The following is a 14,679-nucleotide window of genomic DNA, read 5'->3' as shown; positions in this document are numbered from 1 at the left end:
GCCGGTTCACAGATCTGGCCAACAATCTCGTCCACGTCTCGTTCCGGCTTCAAGGACATGCTGCTTTCAAAGGCGCTTTCGATCGCCCACCCAACCAGCTTCCGCCGCTGAGTTTTTGGAGAGAGCGCAACTTGGAGGACTGGCAACGGGGCAGAAAGACTCTATCCGAAAGCACTGCCTTTACTGCGGGAGCGGGGAAAGTTGTTCGGTTCCTGGGGGCGGCGCGGTAGCGTGGTGGTCGCGCGGGGCCCTTCCACCGATCATGGACACGGCGGAACAAACGGGCGAGGTAGCTTTCATTCCTTCATCAAAGGCGACAATTCAAACGGCGCGATTTTGGGCACTGTTGTGGGTGTAGGCGTGTCTCGGCAAGTCAGGTCGTCCCGGGCGTTCGTCGTCCCGGAATCGGGCTAGTTTGGACAAGAGGAGGACCCCGCCGTTAGCTCGGAAGCGCGCTGTGGTTCAGGAGTTTTACGGGCGAAGTAGGCGTGTTGACAATGTCAACACCTTTTCCGTCAGTATGGGACGTACAGCCCCCGGACTGTCCCTGTCTCCGCATGTTGTCGCGAGTTCCCAATGTTTTCAGGGGTTGGAATGTAGTTCGAGTCCCACCTCGGGCACAGTGTTTCCGCAGGTCAGGGGCTTTTTGGCTTTCTAGTGTTGACAAAGCTTGACTTTTCGAAATTCGTCGCCTGCGACAGTCTCCGTCTCTCAGGCAATGAGCTCTGGATCGCGCAGCATCCTCTGCACCCATCGGACTAGATGTTCTCTTCTAGGCCCACCCGAAACCCTGCTCGGATGAGAGCTGAAACCCGCTTTGACGTCCGCGGTCCGGTGCGCCGCTCCCGCGCGGGCCACGAGGGCGACCTGCGGAGTACGCTCGGGGCGCAAACTTGGTGCCTTCTTGTGCATTTTGAGTGGCATTGGATCGCATCGATCCGGTATCCCGGGTGCCCGCAAAACGCGGATCCGTTGCAGCAGTCAAGCCATGTGTTGCGTGACCGGCACCGTAGAGTTGGTCTTGGTAAAGTTCGATGCTCGGAACGGAGGCGCGCAATGAACCTGCGTCCGGGTCACCGTGGGTATGCATACCAGGACATCGTCACCGGGAATGCGTTCGTCGACCTCCTCCTCGGGACGGCTGTCTCGATTAGGGTCGACCTGAAAGACTTCGACGGTGACCGCTTCGACGACATCACTATCGCCTACACTGACGGCCGCCGCGTCCGGCTCCAAATCAAGCACACGGCGCTCGACCGCGAACTGTCCCAAAGCACCTTTACAGCCGACGGTCGTCATTTGCGCCTCGACTTAATCCTGCAATCGTTGCTTACAGATCTCGACGCCAATCCGGACACCACCTATCGAGTGGTCGTACGAGACGGGCAACCCGATGCCGACCTCGCAGGCGTTCTCGTCGCCGTGGACCCGTCTGAGGACCCCGGCGACCCACTTCCCGGCGTCACGACCCGGCGATACAAGTTCGCTCCAGATCAGCTCGACCAGGCGAAGCCGTGGAAGACCTTACTGTCGGGACTTAGTAAGCAAGAAGTTCGCCGCGCCTGTGATCGGCTCATCGTCGATGTAGGTGCACCTGCCGCCTCCCTCAGCTTCCACGACCCAGGTCCAGCCGACGCTGCTCTCGCTCAACGAGTCGCAGTGGAACTGGGCGCCGGCCGGCCGCCGAACGTCAACAGGTCGCCCGAGGAAATCGCGCTCACACTGGTCCATGCGGCCACGAAAGCTCGAGCCACCAACGGCTACGTCACTCGCGCCTCAATTGCCGCCGAAGTACGTCTGACAACTGACTTCGGAGCTGTCCGCGATGGAAGTCCCGTTGAACCCGTTCTCGCAGTCGCGCGTGAAGGAGCGCTCGCCGCACTCAAGAACCACGTCGATAGCGCGGCGCAAAAAGGTGGCCGTGTGGTTCTCGTCGGTGAGCCGGGCGCTGGCAAATCCTGGCTCAGCCAGCAGGTCGCCGACGCTTACCGGGCCAGCGACTGGATTGTGGCTCGTCATCACTGCTGGCTCGGCGAAACCGATTCCGACCGCAGCCAACGAGTTCTAGCTGAGGTCGTCATCGGTAGCCTCCTCAACCAGCTCGAACTCCAAGCTCCTGACGCCGTAGCCGGGATCCGCCCCCGATTCGCTGCTACCGCCGACACGCTCGCCAAGGCTCTGCACGACTGCCGTGGCCAGCACCCGGGTAAGCAAATTCTTCTCATCGTCGACGGGCTTGACCACATCGACCGAGTACGCGGACGCAACATCGGGGGAGGGGCTGCAGACCCTTCGCGAGCAGTGGTCAACCAGCTCGCGAGCGTCGACCTCCCCGAAGGTACCTGCCTTCTCGTGGCCAGCCAACCGGGAATGCACCTTGTTGACGCCAATGCCGACCATGGCACGCCACTCCAAGTGCCACGCATGTCAACCGACGAACTCACCTCCCTCGCCGACCGGCACCAGGTACTCAAAGAACCTGGAACCGGGGCCCCCATCACGGACAGCGACCGGGAGACCATCGTCAGCCTCCTCGACGCCCGCTCCAATGGGAACGCGCTATATGCCACCTACCTCTGCCGCCATGCAACCGGCACATCCTCTCTCGGTCAATCGCCTTCGGCACCCGCCACCGTGGCAGAAGTCATCGAGCGTATCCAGCAAGTTCCCGACACTGCCAACGACCTAGACACCTACTACCAGCACCTCCTCAATAGCCTCACCGATGGCGAACTCCAAGCGGTCGGCGCATTGGCCATCTGCGACTTCGCGCTCACCAAGGACGAACTGGGCCAAGTTCTCCCCGCCTTCGAACCCCTCTTGGACGGGGCACTCGCAACACTTGCACCCGTCCTCGTGTCGCTCCCAGGAGCCGGAGGTCTTAAGGTCCACCACGAAAGCCTCAGCCGTTTCACACGCCGCGACAAACCGGAACGATGGTGCAACCACATTCGACAGAGCGCAGCCGACTGGCTCCGAGGTCGAGGATTTTTCAAGGACACCCGATCCTTCCGTAACTTGCCCCAGCTCCTTGCCGAACTGGGCAAGTACGACGAGCTCATCGCCCTCATTGACCCCGACTTCGTCAGTAAGTCAGTTGCCCAACTGCAACCCCCAGAATCCATTAAGCATGTGCTCGCAACTGTCGCCGTTGAAGCTCAGAGCCGTCGCGACTGGAAAGCCTTAATCACCTGTGTCGAAGCACTCCGCGCCGTCGGGGTCTACGAGAATGAATCGCTCCCTGACACCCTTGTTGAGTACGCTGATGTCGTCGTCAGCATCCTCGGAGCCGACATCGTCGCTGAACGCCTCGTCTACGAGGGCCGCACCACGTTCCCAGCCCGCTGGGGCCTCCGCCTGTGCGAAGCGGTCGACCGAGCGGGTGTCCCCGCACCCTGGGAGGTTTACCTGTCCGCCCGTAGACGGGAAGTCAAAACTGACAACACCCACTACGGCGCCGACAGCGACGCCCGCTTGCGAGTCTCCGAACAGCTCGGCTACCTCCGTCAGCGCCTCGCCGCAGGCCGCACCGTCGACCGGTCCAAGCTCGCCAAGTACTTCGACGATCACGACAGCCAACCGCCTCTCGACCAGCTCGTCGAAGTGTTTGCCGCTGCCGTCCCTGCCGAAGACCTTCTTGATACAGCGCGCGAGATGACAGATGAGATGAACGCGGCCACTGTACTCATCACCCTTGCCGACCTCGCTGCCACAGGGCCCAATAACCTCCCAGACGCAGCTGAACTCGCCCTTGAAGCTGCCGCCCGAGCCCCGGGGGCATATATCACCGAATATCTAGACCATGGCGTTGCTGCAGAAGAACTTCTCACGCTGCTGGCCCTGTCCGACCTACGAGCCGAGCTACACGCCGCCACCCTGGCCCTGCTCGATGACCTCATGGCTGAACGCCCGGAACACGTTCGCCGATGGCTCGACCTTCTACGCCTAGCGCACGCCACTGACCCCAGCATTGCCCTCATCATCAGTAGCGATATCAGCGGTGCTGGGTTCTACCGCGCCTGGCTCCGCTTCGCTGTTGCAACTGTCGGCCTCAACGAGGACACCGCTAATGCCGCGACAACACTTGACGCCGCGTCTACCACTGTCAGAGTCGCCCTCGAGCAACTTGCAATCCAAGCTGATCACTTCACCGGCACCCCCCGTGCCGTCGACCTCTGGTCCATCCGCCACCTCATCCACGAAGTCGTCGAACGAGCCCTACTCGTCGTCCAACCGCACGACCTTGACGAGGTAGTCGCCCACCTCACCACTATCGGCGAGAACACAACCGCCTCCACCATGGGCATGGCTGAAGGAGGACCACTTGCAACCAATGACCTTCTTGCCATCCTCAGCCGAGCAGCCCGCCGCATCGGTATCGAACCCATCCACAAACTGATGCCCGCCATCAGGGCCAACCGCTACGACGCCAACACTATGTACTCAGTCACGGCCGACTTCGAGACAGCAACTGCGCGCATCTGCCTCGATGCCGGCGACCAAGCCGAAGCTGACGCCTGCTGGAGACGAGCCGCAACTCTGCTATGCGCTTACGGCGGACACAAAGACGCGACCATCTATGAGTTCATCGAAGCAATCGAAGACATCGCGGCTATCGACCTCGACCAAGCCCGTGCAGCTCTCGGACGTGTCCAAGACGCCGCCTACCTCGCTGCTGCCCACACCGATGGACGCGGAACCAACCAGGCCCCAGCCAGTTGGTGGCGACAAGCCGCTAGCCTCGATCCAATCGCAGCAGCGACCAGCTCTGCGAGCATCCTCATCCGCGAGTATGGATACGAGGACTACCTCGCGAACACCACCCACATCGAACTACTGGAAACGCTCACCGACGCGGCGGACCCTATCGCGCTCGCGGCGCTCCGCCTGACCGTCGGACCCGGTTGGCGACATCCGGCCACAGACCTGGCCCTGCTCGATCGTCTCAGAGCCGAAACCGGCTTCTGCGCCCAAGGCGACGTAGCCCTCGCTGTCTTCGCGAACCAGGTCGCAGCTAGCTACGACAACCAAGCTCTCATGTACGCCCGCGACCTACCAAGCGGAACAGCGCCACCTGACCTCGTCGCCGCCATCCAGGCCCTCGGCGGCCCCGCCTTCACACCGCGCGAACCTCGCGACGAACAGAACGACACTGGGAAGAACTCACCTGATCGAGCTCACGGCGGCCCCGAATCGTTGCTCGAACTACTTGAAGCATCGCAACGCCCCACGTTCAGCCCCGGGGCGAAAGGTGCCGCACTTGCCGTACGCGACTACCAAGACAAAGGGTTTCGACCGGACCAGAACACGATCAGATACAACTTTGACACTCTCGCCAGCACCATCGGCTGGCGCATCCTCGAAGCCACCAGCACTGACGGCGCCGAAGGTGGTAAGAATGTCCTCGACGCTGTAGCCCGCGAACTCCGCAGTATGACTGCCGACGAGCTGTTTGCCACCCTCGCCGACGGACTCGCCCAACGCTGCGACGGCACAATTCCCGAACTCGACCAAGTCGCCAGCTACGCTTACGTCCTCGCGTACACGCGCATCAGAGGCGGGGGCGGGTGGCAAGCCTTCGCCGGACGCGAACGCATCGAACTCTGGACACAAGCCCAATCCCTCCACCGGGACACCGCCGACCACACCCTCGCAGCCGCCATCGCCTACAACATCGCAACCGAACACTACGGACTCTTCGGCGTTACTCAAGCCGTAGTCGCAGCGTTTGCAGCGGCACCCGCACAAGGCGCCTCCGGCACCGCAGTTCAGATCTGGGAGGCCGCCTTCGAAATCCTCGAACGACGACTACCCGGAACCGTAAGAAGAGCCGGCCCCAGTTACACCCCGACCCCAACGCCAGACCGCCACAACGAGTTGAACGAAGCACTCACCTCCCTCGCCATAGCAACGCTCTGCCAACCTAAGACAGAAGACATCCGCACCGCGCTCCTCGCCCTCACACTGCTTATCGCCTGCCGACCACAGCTCGCCCAAACAGCTGTAATTCCAGTACTCCAGGCCGACCTCGACGCCGGCCGCATAACCTGGGTCCTCGAAACCATCCGCGATCACCTGCCGTACGGACGCCTCAGCGAGGCCCTCGCAGACAAACTGACCGGACTTGCAACGACGAACCGCCTGTCAGTGCGCGCCCTCGCCGGTCAAATCCTTAACTACCATGGTCTCCCCGTCCCAAACCCTCCGGCGACAAACCCTGATGGTGCAGTGCGTCGCGCCATCAACAAAGCGATGGAGGAGGCATGAACGAGAACGCCCGGGAGTTCGCGAAAGAGGCCGTAAATGAATATCTTGGGGAACGTCTCGAACTAGCACAACGGCCACCTGGCCTGCGCGACGCAGTCGAGGCCCGCTTCGCCGGTATGTGTGATGAGGTTACCGACCGAGTCAAAAGTCAATTCAAGCATCTCGGCGCCCGGGAACTCGACCGGCCCCAGGCCTACTACGCATACCAAGAGGCGCTCGAAACGAGCCTTCAAGAAGCGGCCGCCGGCATCCGCACCGCCATGGCGATGGAAGGCCACCTCGTCGAAGCAATCCCATTCGAACAAGCCGCGACACGAAAACTTGCTTCAACGGCCGCCTGGGCAATTCGAAGCGAAGCCGCACGCGTCCCACGCCCACCAACACGGCCCGCCGCGCTCTCGTGGACACTTCCAGCGGTTCCGTGGCTCAACGACAGCGCGTACACATGGCCACCACCACACGCTGTCGTCCTTCAACGGCAAAATGAACTCTCCTCAAATGAACTGCCCCGCTGCACTGAAGCCCCCTACGAAAACTGGGTGCAACTCGGCCTCATCGAACGACAACGCACGTATGCCACCAAACATCCCGACCGGCCTGCCCGTCGTTACATCATCTCTACCGGTCTCGAAGTGACCAACGGGGACCCTCGCCGACCAGACCTGCCGTTCGCCGGATCGATCCCGACTATCTGGACCCATCGAGCCACAGAACTTGAACCAGCGCTTCACCGAGCTCAGGCACATGCCAACCTCTCTGTCCTTGCAAGACCCCTGGTTGCGCTTCTTGACTTCGATTCCACGCACGGCATCCCTCACCCTGATACGGCCCCCGGGCTCCACCCGTTCCTCCTCGCACCGCACATCGAGCTCTGTGCGCTCCTTGAGCTCTCTCCAGAGTCGCCGTCGAACCGACTGATGCTGATCGACGGCACCGGCCCAGCCCTCGTTTGCCGACAATGGAGTTCTTTTCCCATCCACGACGGAAACTACGAACCGCTTGAACCTGCGATCGTGGGGACCGACCTGCTCCTCCGGCCTGATCTGTACGCTACCGCCGTAGAATCTATTGGCCCCACCCGACTCCGCATCGGGCTCTCGCTCCAGGTCTCCACCTAAGTCCCGCGAGAGGCGATGGTGACTGCCGAGCAGCCTCGTCGGAAGCCGCAATCTTTGTGCCGCTGGGCACTCTTGGCGTTAGATCCGGGCAATAGGATGCGACCAACCTGAGGATCCAGGGAAGACAATGCTCAGTCCACCGCCGGAGCTTAACTGTGACCTCGAGCGGGAGGATACTCGACTTGAGGGGCCGTTTCTCAACCTCCGTCCGACCCGATGCGATGGCGCGAGCCGCGGCAGCCGCTTGGAAGTGGAGGCCGTCAATGCGCGATCCAAGTTTCCAGATCAACTGTGGCCGGAACCGTCGGCATGTGAACAGGCCTCCCGCCGAAGTCGACGCGAGGTGGCTTCTGAAGCGTATCGAAGACCGAGCTTGGATGCTTTTCTCGGCTGTGAAAATTCCCGCGGGATGGACGTGGAACCGGTATCCAGCCCTTTATCCCAGCAGCCTACGTCGTTGAAGTTGATGAACAGCACTCCAGGTGTCGTCGCTCCCGGTCCTCGGCAGCTACGCCGATAGACTGACCCACGTGCACATTGATCGCGTTGACGTAGAGCGGCTGCTTGGGTTCGAGAAGCTGAGCATTGAGGTGGATTCGCAGCTTCAGCTGATTGCCGGTCCGAACAACGCCGGGAAGTCGTCGCTGTTCCGCGTTCTAGAGACCTTCTTCGCCGATCCGAGCGGGTCGGATATGCTGCGGTTGAAGCCGTTGCACGAATACTACGTGCAGGGAGGCCCCAGGATGATGTCTAGCATCGTGGTGCATTTCGGCGTACTTTCCGATGCCGAGCAGGAGGTGTTCGCCGACGCGGTCCTCAAGAACGGCACTTTCTGGATCAAGATCTCATGTTCACGGGGCGGGAAGATCACGTACGAAGCGAGCCGCAAGTCAGCACGGGCGAGCGAACTGTATAGAGCGGTACTACAATCGTTCAGCTTTGTGAAGATCCCGTCCGTCCGCGTGAGCGAATCCGGGCAGGGCGAAAACGACCAGTCGCTGATCAGGCTGTACGAGACTCTTGAGGGCGTGCTCGTGAGATCGGGTGGTTCTCGCAAGACTCAGCTACAAAAGGAGTTCGAGGATGCGATCAAACCAGTCGAGGACCTCGTACACAAGGTCCTGAGTGAGTCCGTTGTCGCTGTGGCGACCGAGCTTCCTTTCAGGGAGCGTGATCTTGGTATAAATCTGCCTGATTCAAAGCATGCGCTTCGAGGGATGCTCCAGGAGGCGGTGATAACCAGCCGGGACGAGGTAGAGGTCCCGATCGCCGAACGCGGTACCGGCTTCCAGTCCGCGATGGTGCTCGGCATACTTCGGTACGTGGCCTCTCAGAGCCAGCAGGCGGGGGGAAACGTGGTGTTTGCTATAGAGGAGCCTGAAGCCTTCCTCCATCCGCAGACTCAGCGGGCGATGGCAAAGATCCTGCGGGAAATCTCGGCAGGTGCGCAGGTCCTTGTGACTACCCACAGCCCGGTCTTGGTCGATTCATTCTCGGTCCGACGCATCGTATGGCTTCCGCACTGTTCCGGTGGCACCAACTACACCGCGCGTCGTAAGGAGCTGACCGAGGCTGAAGAGGGCCGGCTGACCAGATACTGCGACGCAACAAATAGTGAGCTCGTCTTCGCGAACTCGGTAGTTCTTGTCGAAGGCCATGGTGACAAGCTCCTTATTGACCATCTTCTTGCTCGCATCACCGGCGGGGCAGGCGGCCACTATGCCATGGGTATCGCTGTCATCGAAGCGTCGGGCATCGACACAATCAAGCATCTCGTGGGCCTCGCACAGTACTTCGGCGTTCGCGCCTACGTCCTTACTGACAAAGACGGGGTACACAAGCCGGGCGGTCAAGGCCAGCGCAAGTTGCTGGAAATCCTCAAAGCCCGAGATCCTGCTCCGTCCCAGCGGGAACTTCAGGCTTTGCACGTTTTGGCGGATACAACGGTATTGAACTTAAAGGGCGCGCTAGAGCAGCAGGCGGATCTCAATCGCAGCCTTGCCATGTGGGACGCGTTCGTTTTGGCATCCGATCTTGAAGGCTTGCTGCTTGACACCATCGGCCATAGGAGGCTCGCCGAAATGCTCGGGCCGGCGGGCGAAAACGAGATTGACCAAGTGGCGTCGGATAAATTCGTGTCGGGCGTCACTGGCAAAGAGGAGCTGGCGGCGTGGCTTGGCTCGAAGGGATGGAACTCCACAGGCAAGAAGTCAGGGAAGGTCAAGCCTCACTTGCCGTCGGCTCTCCTGAGAGAGCACCTTGCCACACGCAAGGCCGTCCCTCAGGCGGTCAAGCCGCTCGATAACTGGCTTCGCACAATCGTGAAGGAACACGAGCGTTCGCCGCTCTGAGAATTTTCGTTGGCGCGGTCGCAGACCCCAGCGACGAGGTGCAGTCGTCACCACGGAGGATGGCCCCGATGGAGCGCTTTCATTTTGCCCAGATATCAATTCAACTGCTGTTGACAGTGTCAACACTTCCGGCTTCAATTTCGGCCGTACTGGCGCCGGACTGCCTCGGATTGGTTATGTTTTTGGGAGTTCCCTGAGTTTGCAGGGCGGGAATGCAGTTCGAGTCCCACCTCGGGCACAGTGTTTCCGCAGGTCAGCGGCTTTTTTGCTGTTTAGTGTGTACAAACCTTGACGCCGGTAAATTTTAGGCGTATAAGCAGGTTCGGTCGCGTGCTCTCCGACCAGGCCGGCTAATGGGCTCGCGTCCTCCGGAAGTTTGTAATTACGTCAGCCAGCACAGCCTTCCACCGCGAGATACATCAGCAAAGGGATGCTGCTCTTCCGCGGCTTGGGGGCCTGCGAAAGCGATTAGGCTGGCTGGCTACGGCTGGAGCCACAGCCAGGACTACGAGGGTGAAATAGCCGGGTGCCACGGTTCAGAGCGGGTAATCGCTGTGAAGCGTTTGCCCATGAGTTCGTATCCCGCAGCATTAGGGTGCAGACCATCCGGCAGGTACTCGGCGTCGCCGGCGCCGAAAAGTCGGAGCCCGTCGAGGAAATAGAGGTTCGGGTCATTTGCGGCCCTCGACTCGACGATGGACGCAAGAATCTTTCGAATTTCGACCAATGTTAGCTGCCCGTCATTGGGTCGGCGAGGAATATCGCTGCCACGAACGGTCCCGTTTTCGGATATCGTCGGTCCAGGTGTTTCTTCGTGCGCCGGGCAGAAAATTGGGCCGATAACGACGACTGGTGTCTCTGGCTGGCCCTCACGGATCGTGTCCAGAAAGCCGTGAACTGCTGGCCCAAAGGTGCGCTTTCGAAAGGTTGCTCCATTAACCACATTGATTCCGAGTTTGAGCGTGATGAGTTCAGCCGGTTCATTCCTGATGGATCTGGCAACGAACGGATCAAGATGTGCCGAACCGCCCAGCCCGAGGTTGAGCAAATCCAAACCCAATTCACGCGCGGCGATCACCGACCAAACACCCAAAGGTGTGTCGGCCGCGGCTGCCTGGCTGATAGAACTCCCATAGTGGATCCAACGCGGACCGGTCCGATTTCCCGGTCGCAGCTCAGAATCAGCACGCAGCCGGTGAAGTCGGATACTGGAGTTGTGCGGCAGCCAAATCTCGACAGTCTGATCGCCATCAGCGGGAGGTAGTTCGAACCGCACAATGCTCGGCGAACCCGGGACCGTGACAGGTGGCTGATCACGATCACCGACCTGCAGAATATCGCCCTCCTCGAAGAACACACTTTCCTCGTGGCCGCCTCCGGTCGTGAGGCAAACCGCCGCGGGCCGGGCGGGGAATCCGAGCCACTCCAGCGAGACTCGGGTGAATGTCATTTCCAACTCGATCCAACTGGCAGCGGTCGTCAATACCAGCCGGACTCCCGAACTCTCTGAGGATGCTCGCCCGATCATCAGATCCCCACCGTCCTGAGCACGCGTCCAACCAGGAAGGCGCGAAATGCTAATCCCATCTTCCACAGCTTCTACATGCAAGGCCCCGCGGACCGCATCCCTGATCAGCGGAAAGTTCCCTACCGCAAGGTCCCACTCGGTCAAAAATGGCATCGTCGAATTCCTCAAAGTTCTTAGGGCAAACCCCAGTTGTCCGACTTAGGATTCTCTATCGGGAACCAAGTGGACATCACCATTTTCATTGAGTGACAACCGGCCTGCCGCTGAGCTACATCTTTACGGAAACGTGGTCTTCCTCGGCCAAGGCACCCATGGCGAAGTGACCGACATACCCGGCTACCTTCGCAAGTGCGATCGGCCCAGAACGCATTGACGCGCTGCTGGCCGGACAGAAGTGCGTACGAGTTTGGATCGGGGGTGGTTGACGGCTTGACGAACATAGAAGCATCCGGGACTGCTGCCGGACGTCAGGTTGAGGTGTGCCCGACCTGGCAAACATAGCTCTTGACGCCAATTCTCCGGAACTAATGAGGCCAGCTACCTACGAGACCGCTAGATTATTCGCAGTTCCACGGACAGCGAGTCCTCGGTGGTGGGCCTGGCTCTGCTTGCACGTAGCGACACGCCCGCCATCATTTCCGAGGAGCGCGTCAGCCAGCTGGCCTAAGTCATCTTTCAACCCCAACTCGGCAGCCACCGAGTTAACGTGGCTGGTGCCGCCTCCCTCGGACGATCCGGATAGCCTGGGCATGTTCCTGAAGCCGACGCATCGTTCAATGAAGCCGAAGACCTCAGCAAGCAGAACGCCTGATCAGGCGCTGACACCGGGACGGGGCGGTGCCCCGGCGAAACGGCGCCGCCAGCGTCGAAACTGGGCGTGTCAGTGGTGAGATGCCACTCGAACGTCCACTGCCTGGAACTCTTCGTCGTTTGCGTGGCGACCGATTAGAACCCTGAACGTTCCTTCCTCAGTCCGCCACTCGCCGTCGTAATGCGCGAAGCTGCGGCTGGGCACACGGACGGAGACAGTCCCGCCTGCGCCGGGCTCCAGTACGATGTCCCCGAAGCCAGCGAGCCAGCGCACGGGTCTCTCCACCGCGGAGTCCTCGCGTGAAAGGTAGACCTGGACGACTTCCCGTCCTGCCCGCTTTCCAATGTTTCTTACCGGAACCTCGATCGTCAGGTCTTCGCCCACGGTGAGGACAGCCGGCGCCGTCGGGGTGCCTCGTTCGAACGTGGTGTAGCCGAGCCCGAAGCCGAAGGGATAAGCCGGGGCTGCACCCTGCCCGAGCCCTTTTTTCAGCCAGGCACGGTAGCCGATGTGGATGCCCTCCTGGTACACCACCTTCCCGCTCACAGGCGTCGTGCTGAGGACGGGTACGTCTTCCATGGCGGCCGGCCAAGTGGTGGGCAAGCGGCCGCCGGGCTCTTGGGCCCCGAGCAGGATGTCCGCGATTGCTGCCCCGAACTCCTGCCCGCCGAACCAGCCAAGGAGGATGGCGGCGACGCGTTCGCGCCACGGCATCAGTACAGGAGCCCCTGAATTGACCACGACGACGGTCCTCGGGTTGGCTGCGGCGACGGCCTCGACCAAGCGGTCCTGATGCCCGGGGAGGTTGAGGTCGGTCCGGTCGAACCCTTCCGATTCGACGGCCGAGTTCGTGCCGACAACCACCACAGCCACGTCCGCGTCCCGGGCCGCTTGCACGGCTTCAGCGATTTCCGCTTGCGGATCTTCGACGATTGTTTCTGTTCCGAACGTGAAAGTGCGCAGGGAGCTGCGGCCCTTGGTGGGCATTTGGTAAGTGACTTCGATCCGCAGTACCTGTCCATGCCGTGCCTCTACGCTGGCGCTGAAGGTGGGAGGGAAAAACAGGGCAGCGCCGAGCACGTCGGTGTGGTTCTCAAGCTCGCCGTCGAACAACGTTCTGCCGGCCACGGTGAGTTTGATCGAGCCGACTGTGGCGACGCCAAGGTGGTGTGCGCCGGACGACGGTGCGGTCCAGTCCGTGCTCGCACGGATGGCGGCAGTGCCCTCGGGGATGCCGATACCAAACCAGATCAGTTGGGAGGAGTATCGGTCCTCGCCCGAGATTTCCGAGCCGTCCTTGTCCAGGAACGTCACGCGGACTCCTTTGCCCCCGGTTGAGGGGTTGGCCATGTCGGTGCGCAGGAGGGGCTGGATGCCCTCTGCTACTTTTGCACCCCGGGCATAACTGAGTTTCACGCCGGGGAGCGCATCCTGCAGTCCCTCGAGGGGGGAGATGACGTGCCGGGGCATGACGGTGGCGCTGCCTCCACCTTGTATGCGTGCTTCCTGCGCGTTGTGCCCGATGACGGCCACCCGGTGCAGGCTTGTTGTGTCCAGGGGGAGGACGCTGCCCTCGTTGCGGACCAGGACAGCGCCGCGGACTGCTACGTCCCGGGCAACCTGCCGGACATCGAGTTCGGCGGGGATTTCCGATACCGCGGGCTGGAAGCCCTCGAGTGCTCCTACCCTTGCCGCAAGGCGCAGGATGCGGGTTACCTTTTCGACGATGGCCGCACGGCTGACCCGCCCTTCCTCAACGGCCGAGAGCAGCTTGGGCCCCCAGTTTCCGTTCGGGCCGGGCATCTCCAAGTCCTGGCGGGCATTCGCCGAGGCCTCGGTGGAGCGGATTCCGGTCCAGTCGGAAACCACAACCCCGTCGAATCCCCATTCGGTGCAGAGGGGAGTCTTCAAGAGCTCATTCTCACTTGCGGTGGTGCCGTTGATGGAGTTGTAGGAACTCATGACAAGCCAGGCTTTGGCCTCGGTGACGGCCTCTTCGAACGCTGCCAGGTACAGCTCGCGCAGGGGCCGCTCGGCAACTACTGAGTCCGCGGTAAACCGTTCGGTCTCAGCTTCGTTGGCGATGTAGTGTTTGGGCGTCGCACCGACCCCCATGGACTGAACGCCCGCCACGTAGCCGGCTGCCATCCTGGCGGTGAGCAAAGGGTCCTCGCTCATGCATTCGAAATGCCGCCCTCCCAGGGGTGACCGGTGCAGGTTAATCGTGGGACCCAGCACTGCGTGGACTCCCTTGCGACGCGCTTCCTGGCCGAGCACTTGCCCATAACGGAAAGCCTGGTCCACGCTCCAGGTTGCCGATAATGCGCTGGAAGAAGGCAGGCTGGCCGAGTCGTGCCGCTCATCGAAGTCTTCGCCGCGGACTCCGGACGGACCATCAGACATAACGATGCGGCCAAGGCCAATTTCCGGAATTGCCGTCGTTGACCATACGTCGGCCCCGGTCAGGAGGCTGATCTGCTGGGGCAGGGTGAGCGATTCGACGAGCTCGCGGAGGCGGGCCTCGGTTGCGGCGTCGGCCTGTCGCTCCAGGAGCAGCGGGGAAAGTTGTTCCTCAGCGGGGACGGCGGGAGGGGCGGGTTTCAT

5 protein-coding genes are annotated in these 14,679 nt (G+C 61.3%); 3 read left to right on the top strand and 2 right to left on the bottom strand.

Going from position 1 to position 14,679, the window contains the following annotated elements; translation table 11 throughout:
• Positions 1 to 1,056: 1,056 nt before the first annotated feature.
• The 3 genes from OVA06_RS09750 (at position 1,057) to OVA06_RS09740 (ending at position 9,736) form a co-directional block, all read left to right on the top strand.
• Entirely contained in the window at positions 1,057 to 6,267 is a 5,211-nt protein-coding gene (locus OVA06_RS09750; protein WP_268157912.1) for an ATP-binding protein, read from the top strand.
• Complete coding sequence (locus OVA06_RS09745; RefSeq protein WP_268157910.1) at positions 6,264 to 7,385, top strand: hypothetical protein; 1,122 nt, start codon at positions 6,264 to 6,266, stop codon at positions 7,383 to 7,385. The genes OVA06_RS09750 and OVA06_RS09745 overlap by 4 nt, the downstream gene beginning before the upstream one ends.
• Positions 7,386 to 7,915: 530 nt before the next feature.
• Positions 7,916 to 9,736: an ATP-dependent nuclease gene (locus tag OVA06_RS09740; RefSeq protein ID WP_268157908.1), complete on the top strand. Its 1,821-nt coding sequence runs from the start codon at positions 7,916 to 7,918 to the stop codon at positions 9,734 to 9,736.
• A gap of 505 nt (positions 9,737 to 10,241) precedes the next feature.
• On the opposite strand, the gene OVA06_RS09735 is transcribed toward OVA06_RS09740, so the two are convergent.
• Together OVA06_RS09735 and OVA06_RS09730 are read right to left on the bottom strand one after the other, a co-directional pair.
• Entirely contained in the window at positions 10,242 to 11,417 is a 1,176-nt protein-coding gene (locus tag OVA06_RS09735; RefSeq protein WP_268157906.1) for a GDSL-type esterase/lipase family protein, read from the bottom strand.
• A 727-nt stretch (positions 11,418 to 12,144) separates the two neighbouring features.
• Positions 12,145 to 14,679, bottom strand: coding sequence for a beta-glucosidase family protein (locus tag OVA06_RS09730; RefSeq protein WP_268157904.1), 2,535 nt, complete (start codon positions 14,677 to 14,679; stop codon positions 12,145 to 12,147).

It is taken from the genome of Pseudarthrobacter sp. SL88 (genome assembly GCF_026672455.1).
GTDB lineage: Bacteria > Actinomycetota > Actinomycetes > Actinomycetales > Micrococcaceae > Arthrobacter.
The sequence above is the reverse complement of the archived record's forward strand: the minus strand, read 5'-3'. Positions and strand labels throughout refer to the sequence as shown.

What these genes read in the sequence shown, in the direction of transcription:
- OVA06_RS09745 (WP_268157910.1), top strand. Translation starts at nt 6,264, where the DNA reads ATGAACGAGAACGCCCGGGAGTTCGCGAAAGAGGCCGTAAATGAATAT.
- OVA06_RS09750 (WP_268157912.1), top strand. Translation starts at nt 1,057, where the DNA reads ATGAACCTGCGTCCGGGTCACCGTGGGTATGCATACCAGGACATCGTC.
- OVA06_RS09735 (WP_268157906.1), bottom strand. Translation starts at nt 11,417, where the DNA reads ATGCCATTTTTGACCGAGTGGGACCTTGCGGTAGGGAACTTTCCGCTG.
- OVA06_RS09730 (WP_268157904.1), bottom strand. Translation starts at nt 14,679, where the DNA reads ATGAAACCCGCCCCTCCCGCCGTCCCCGCTGAGGAACAACTTTCCCCG.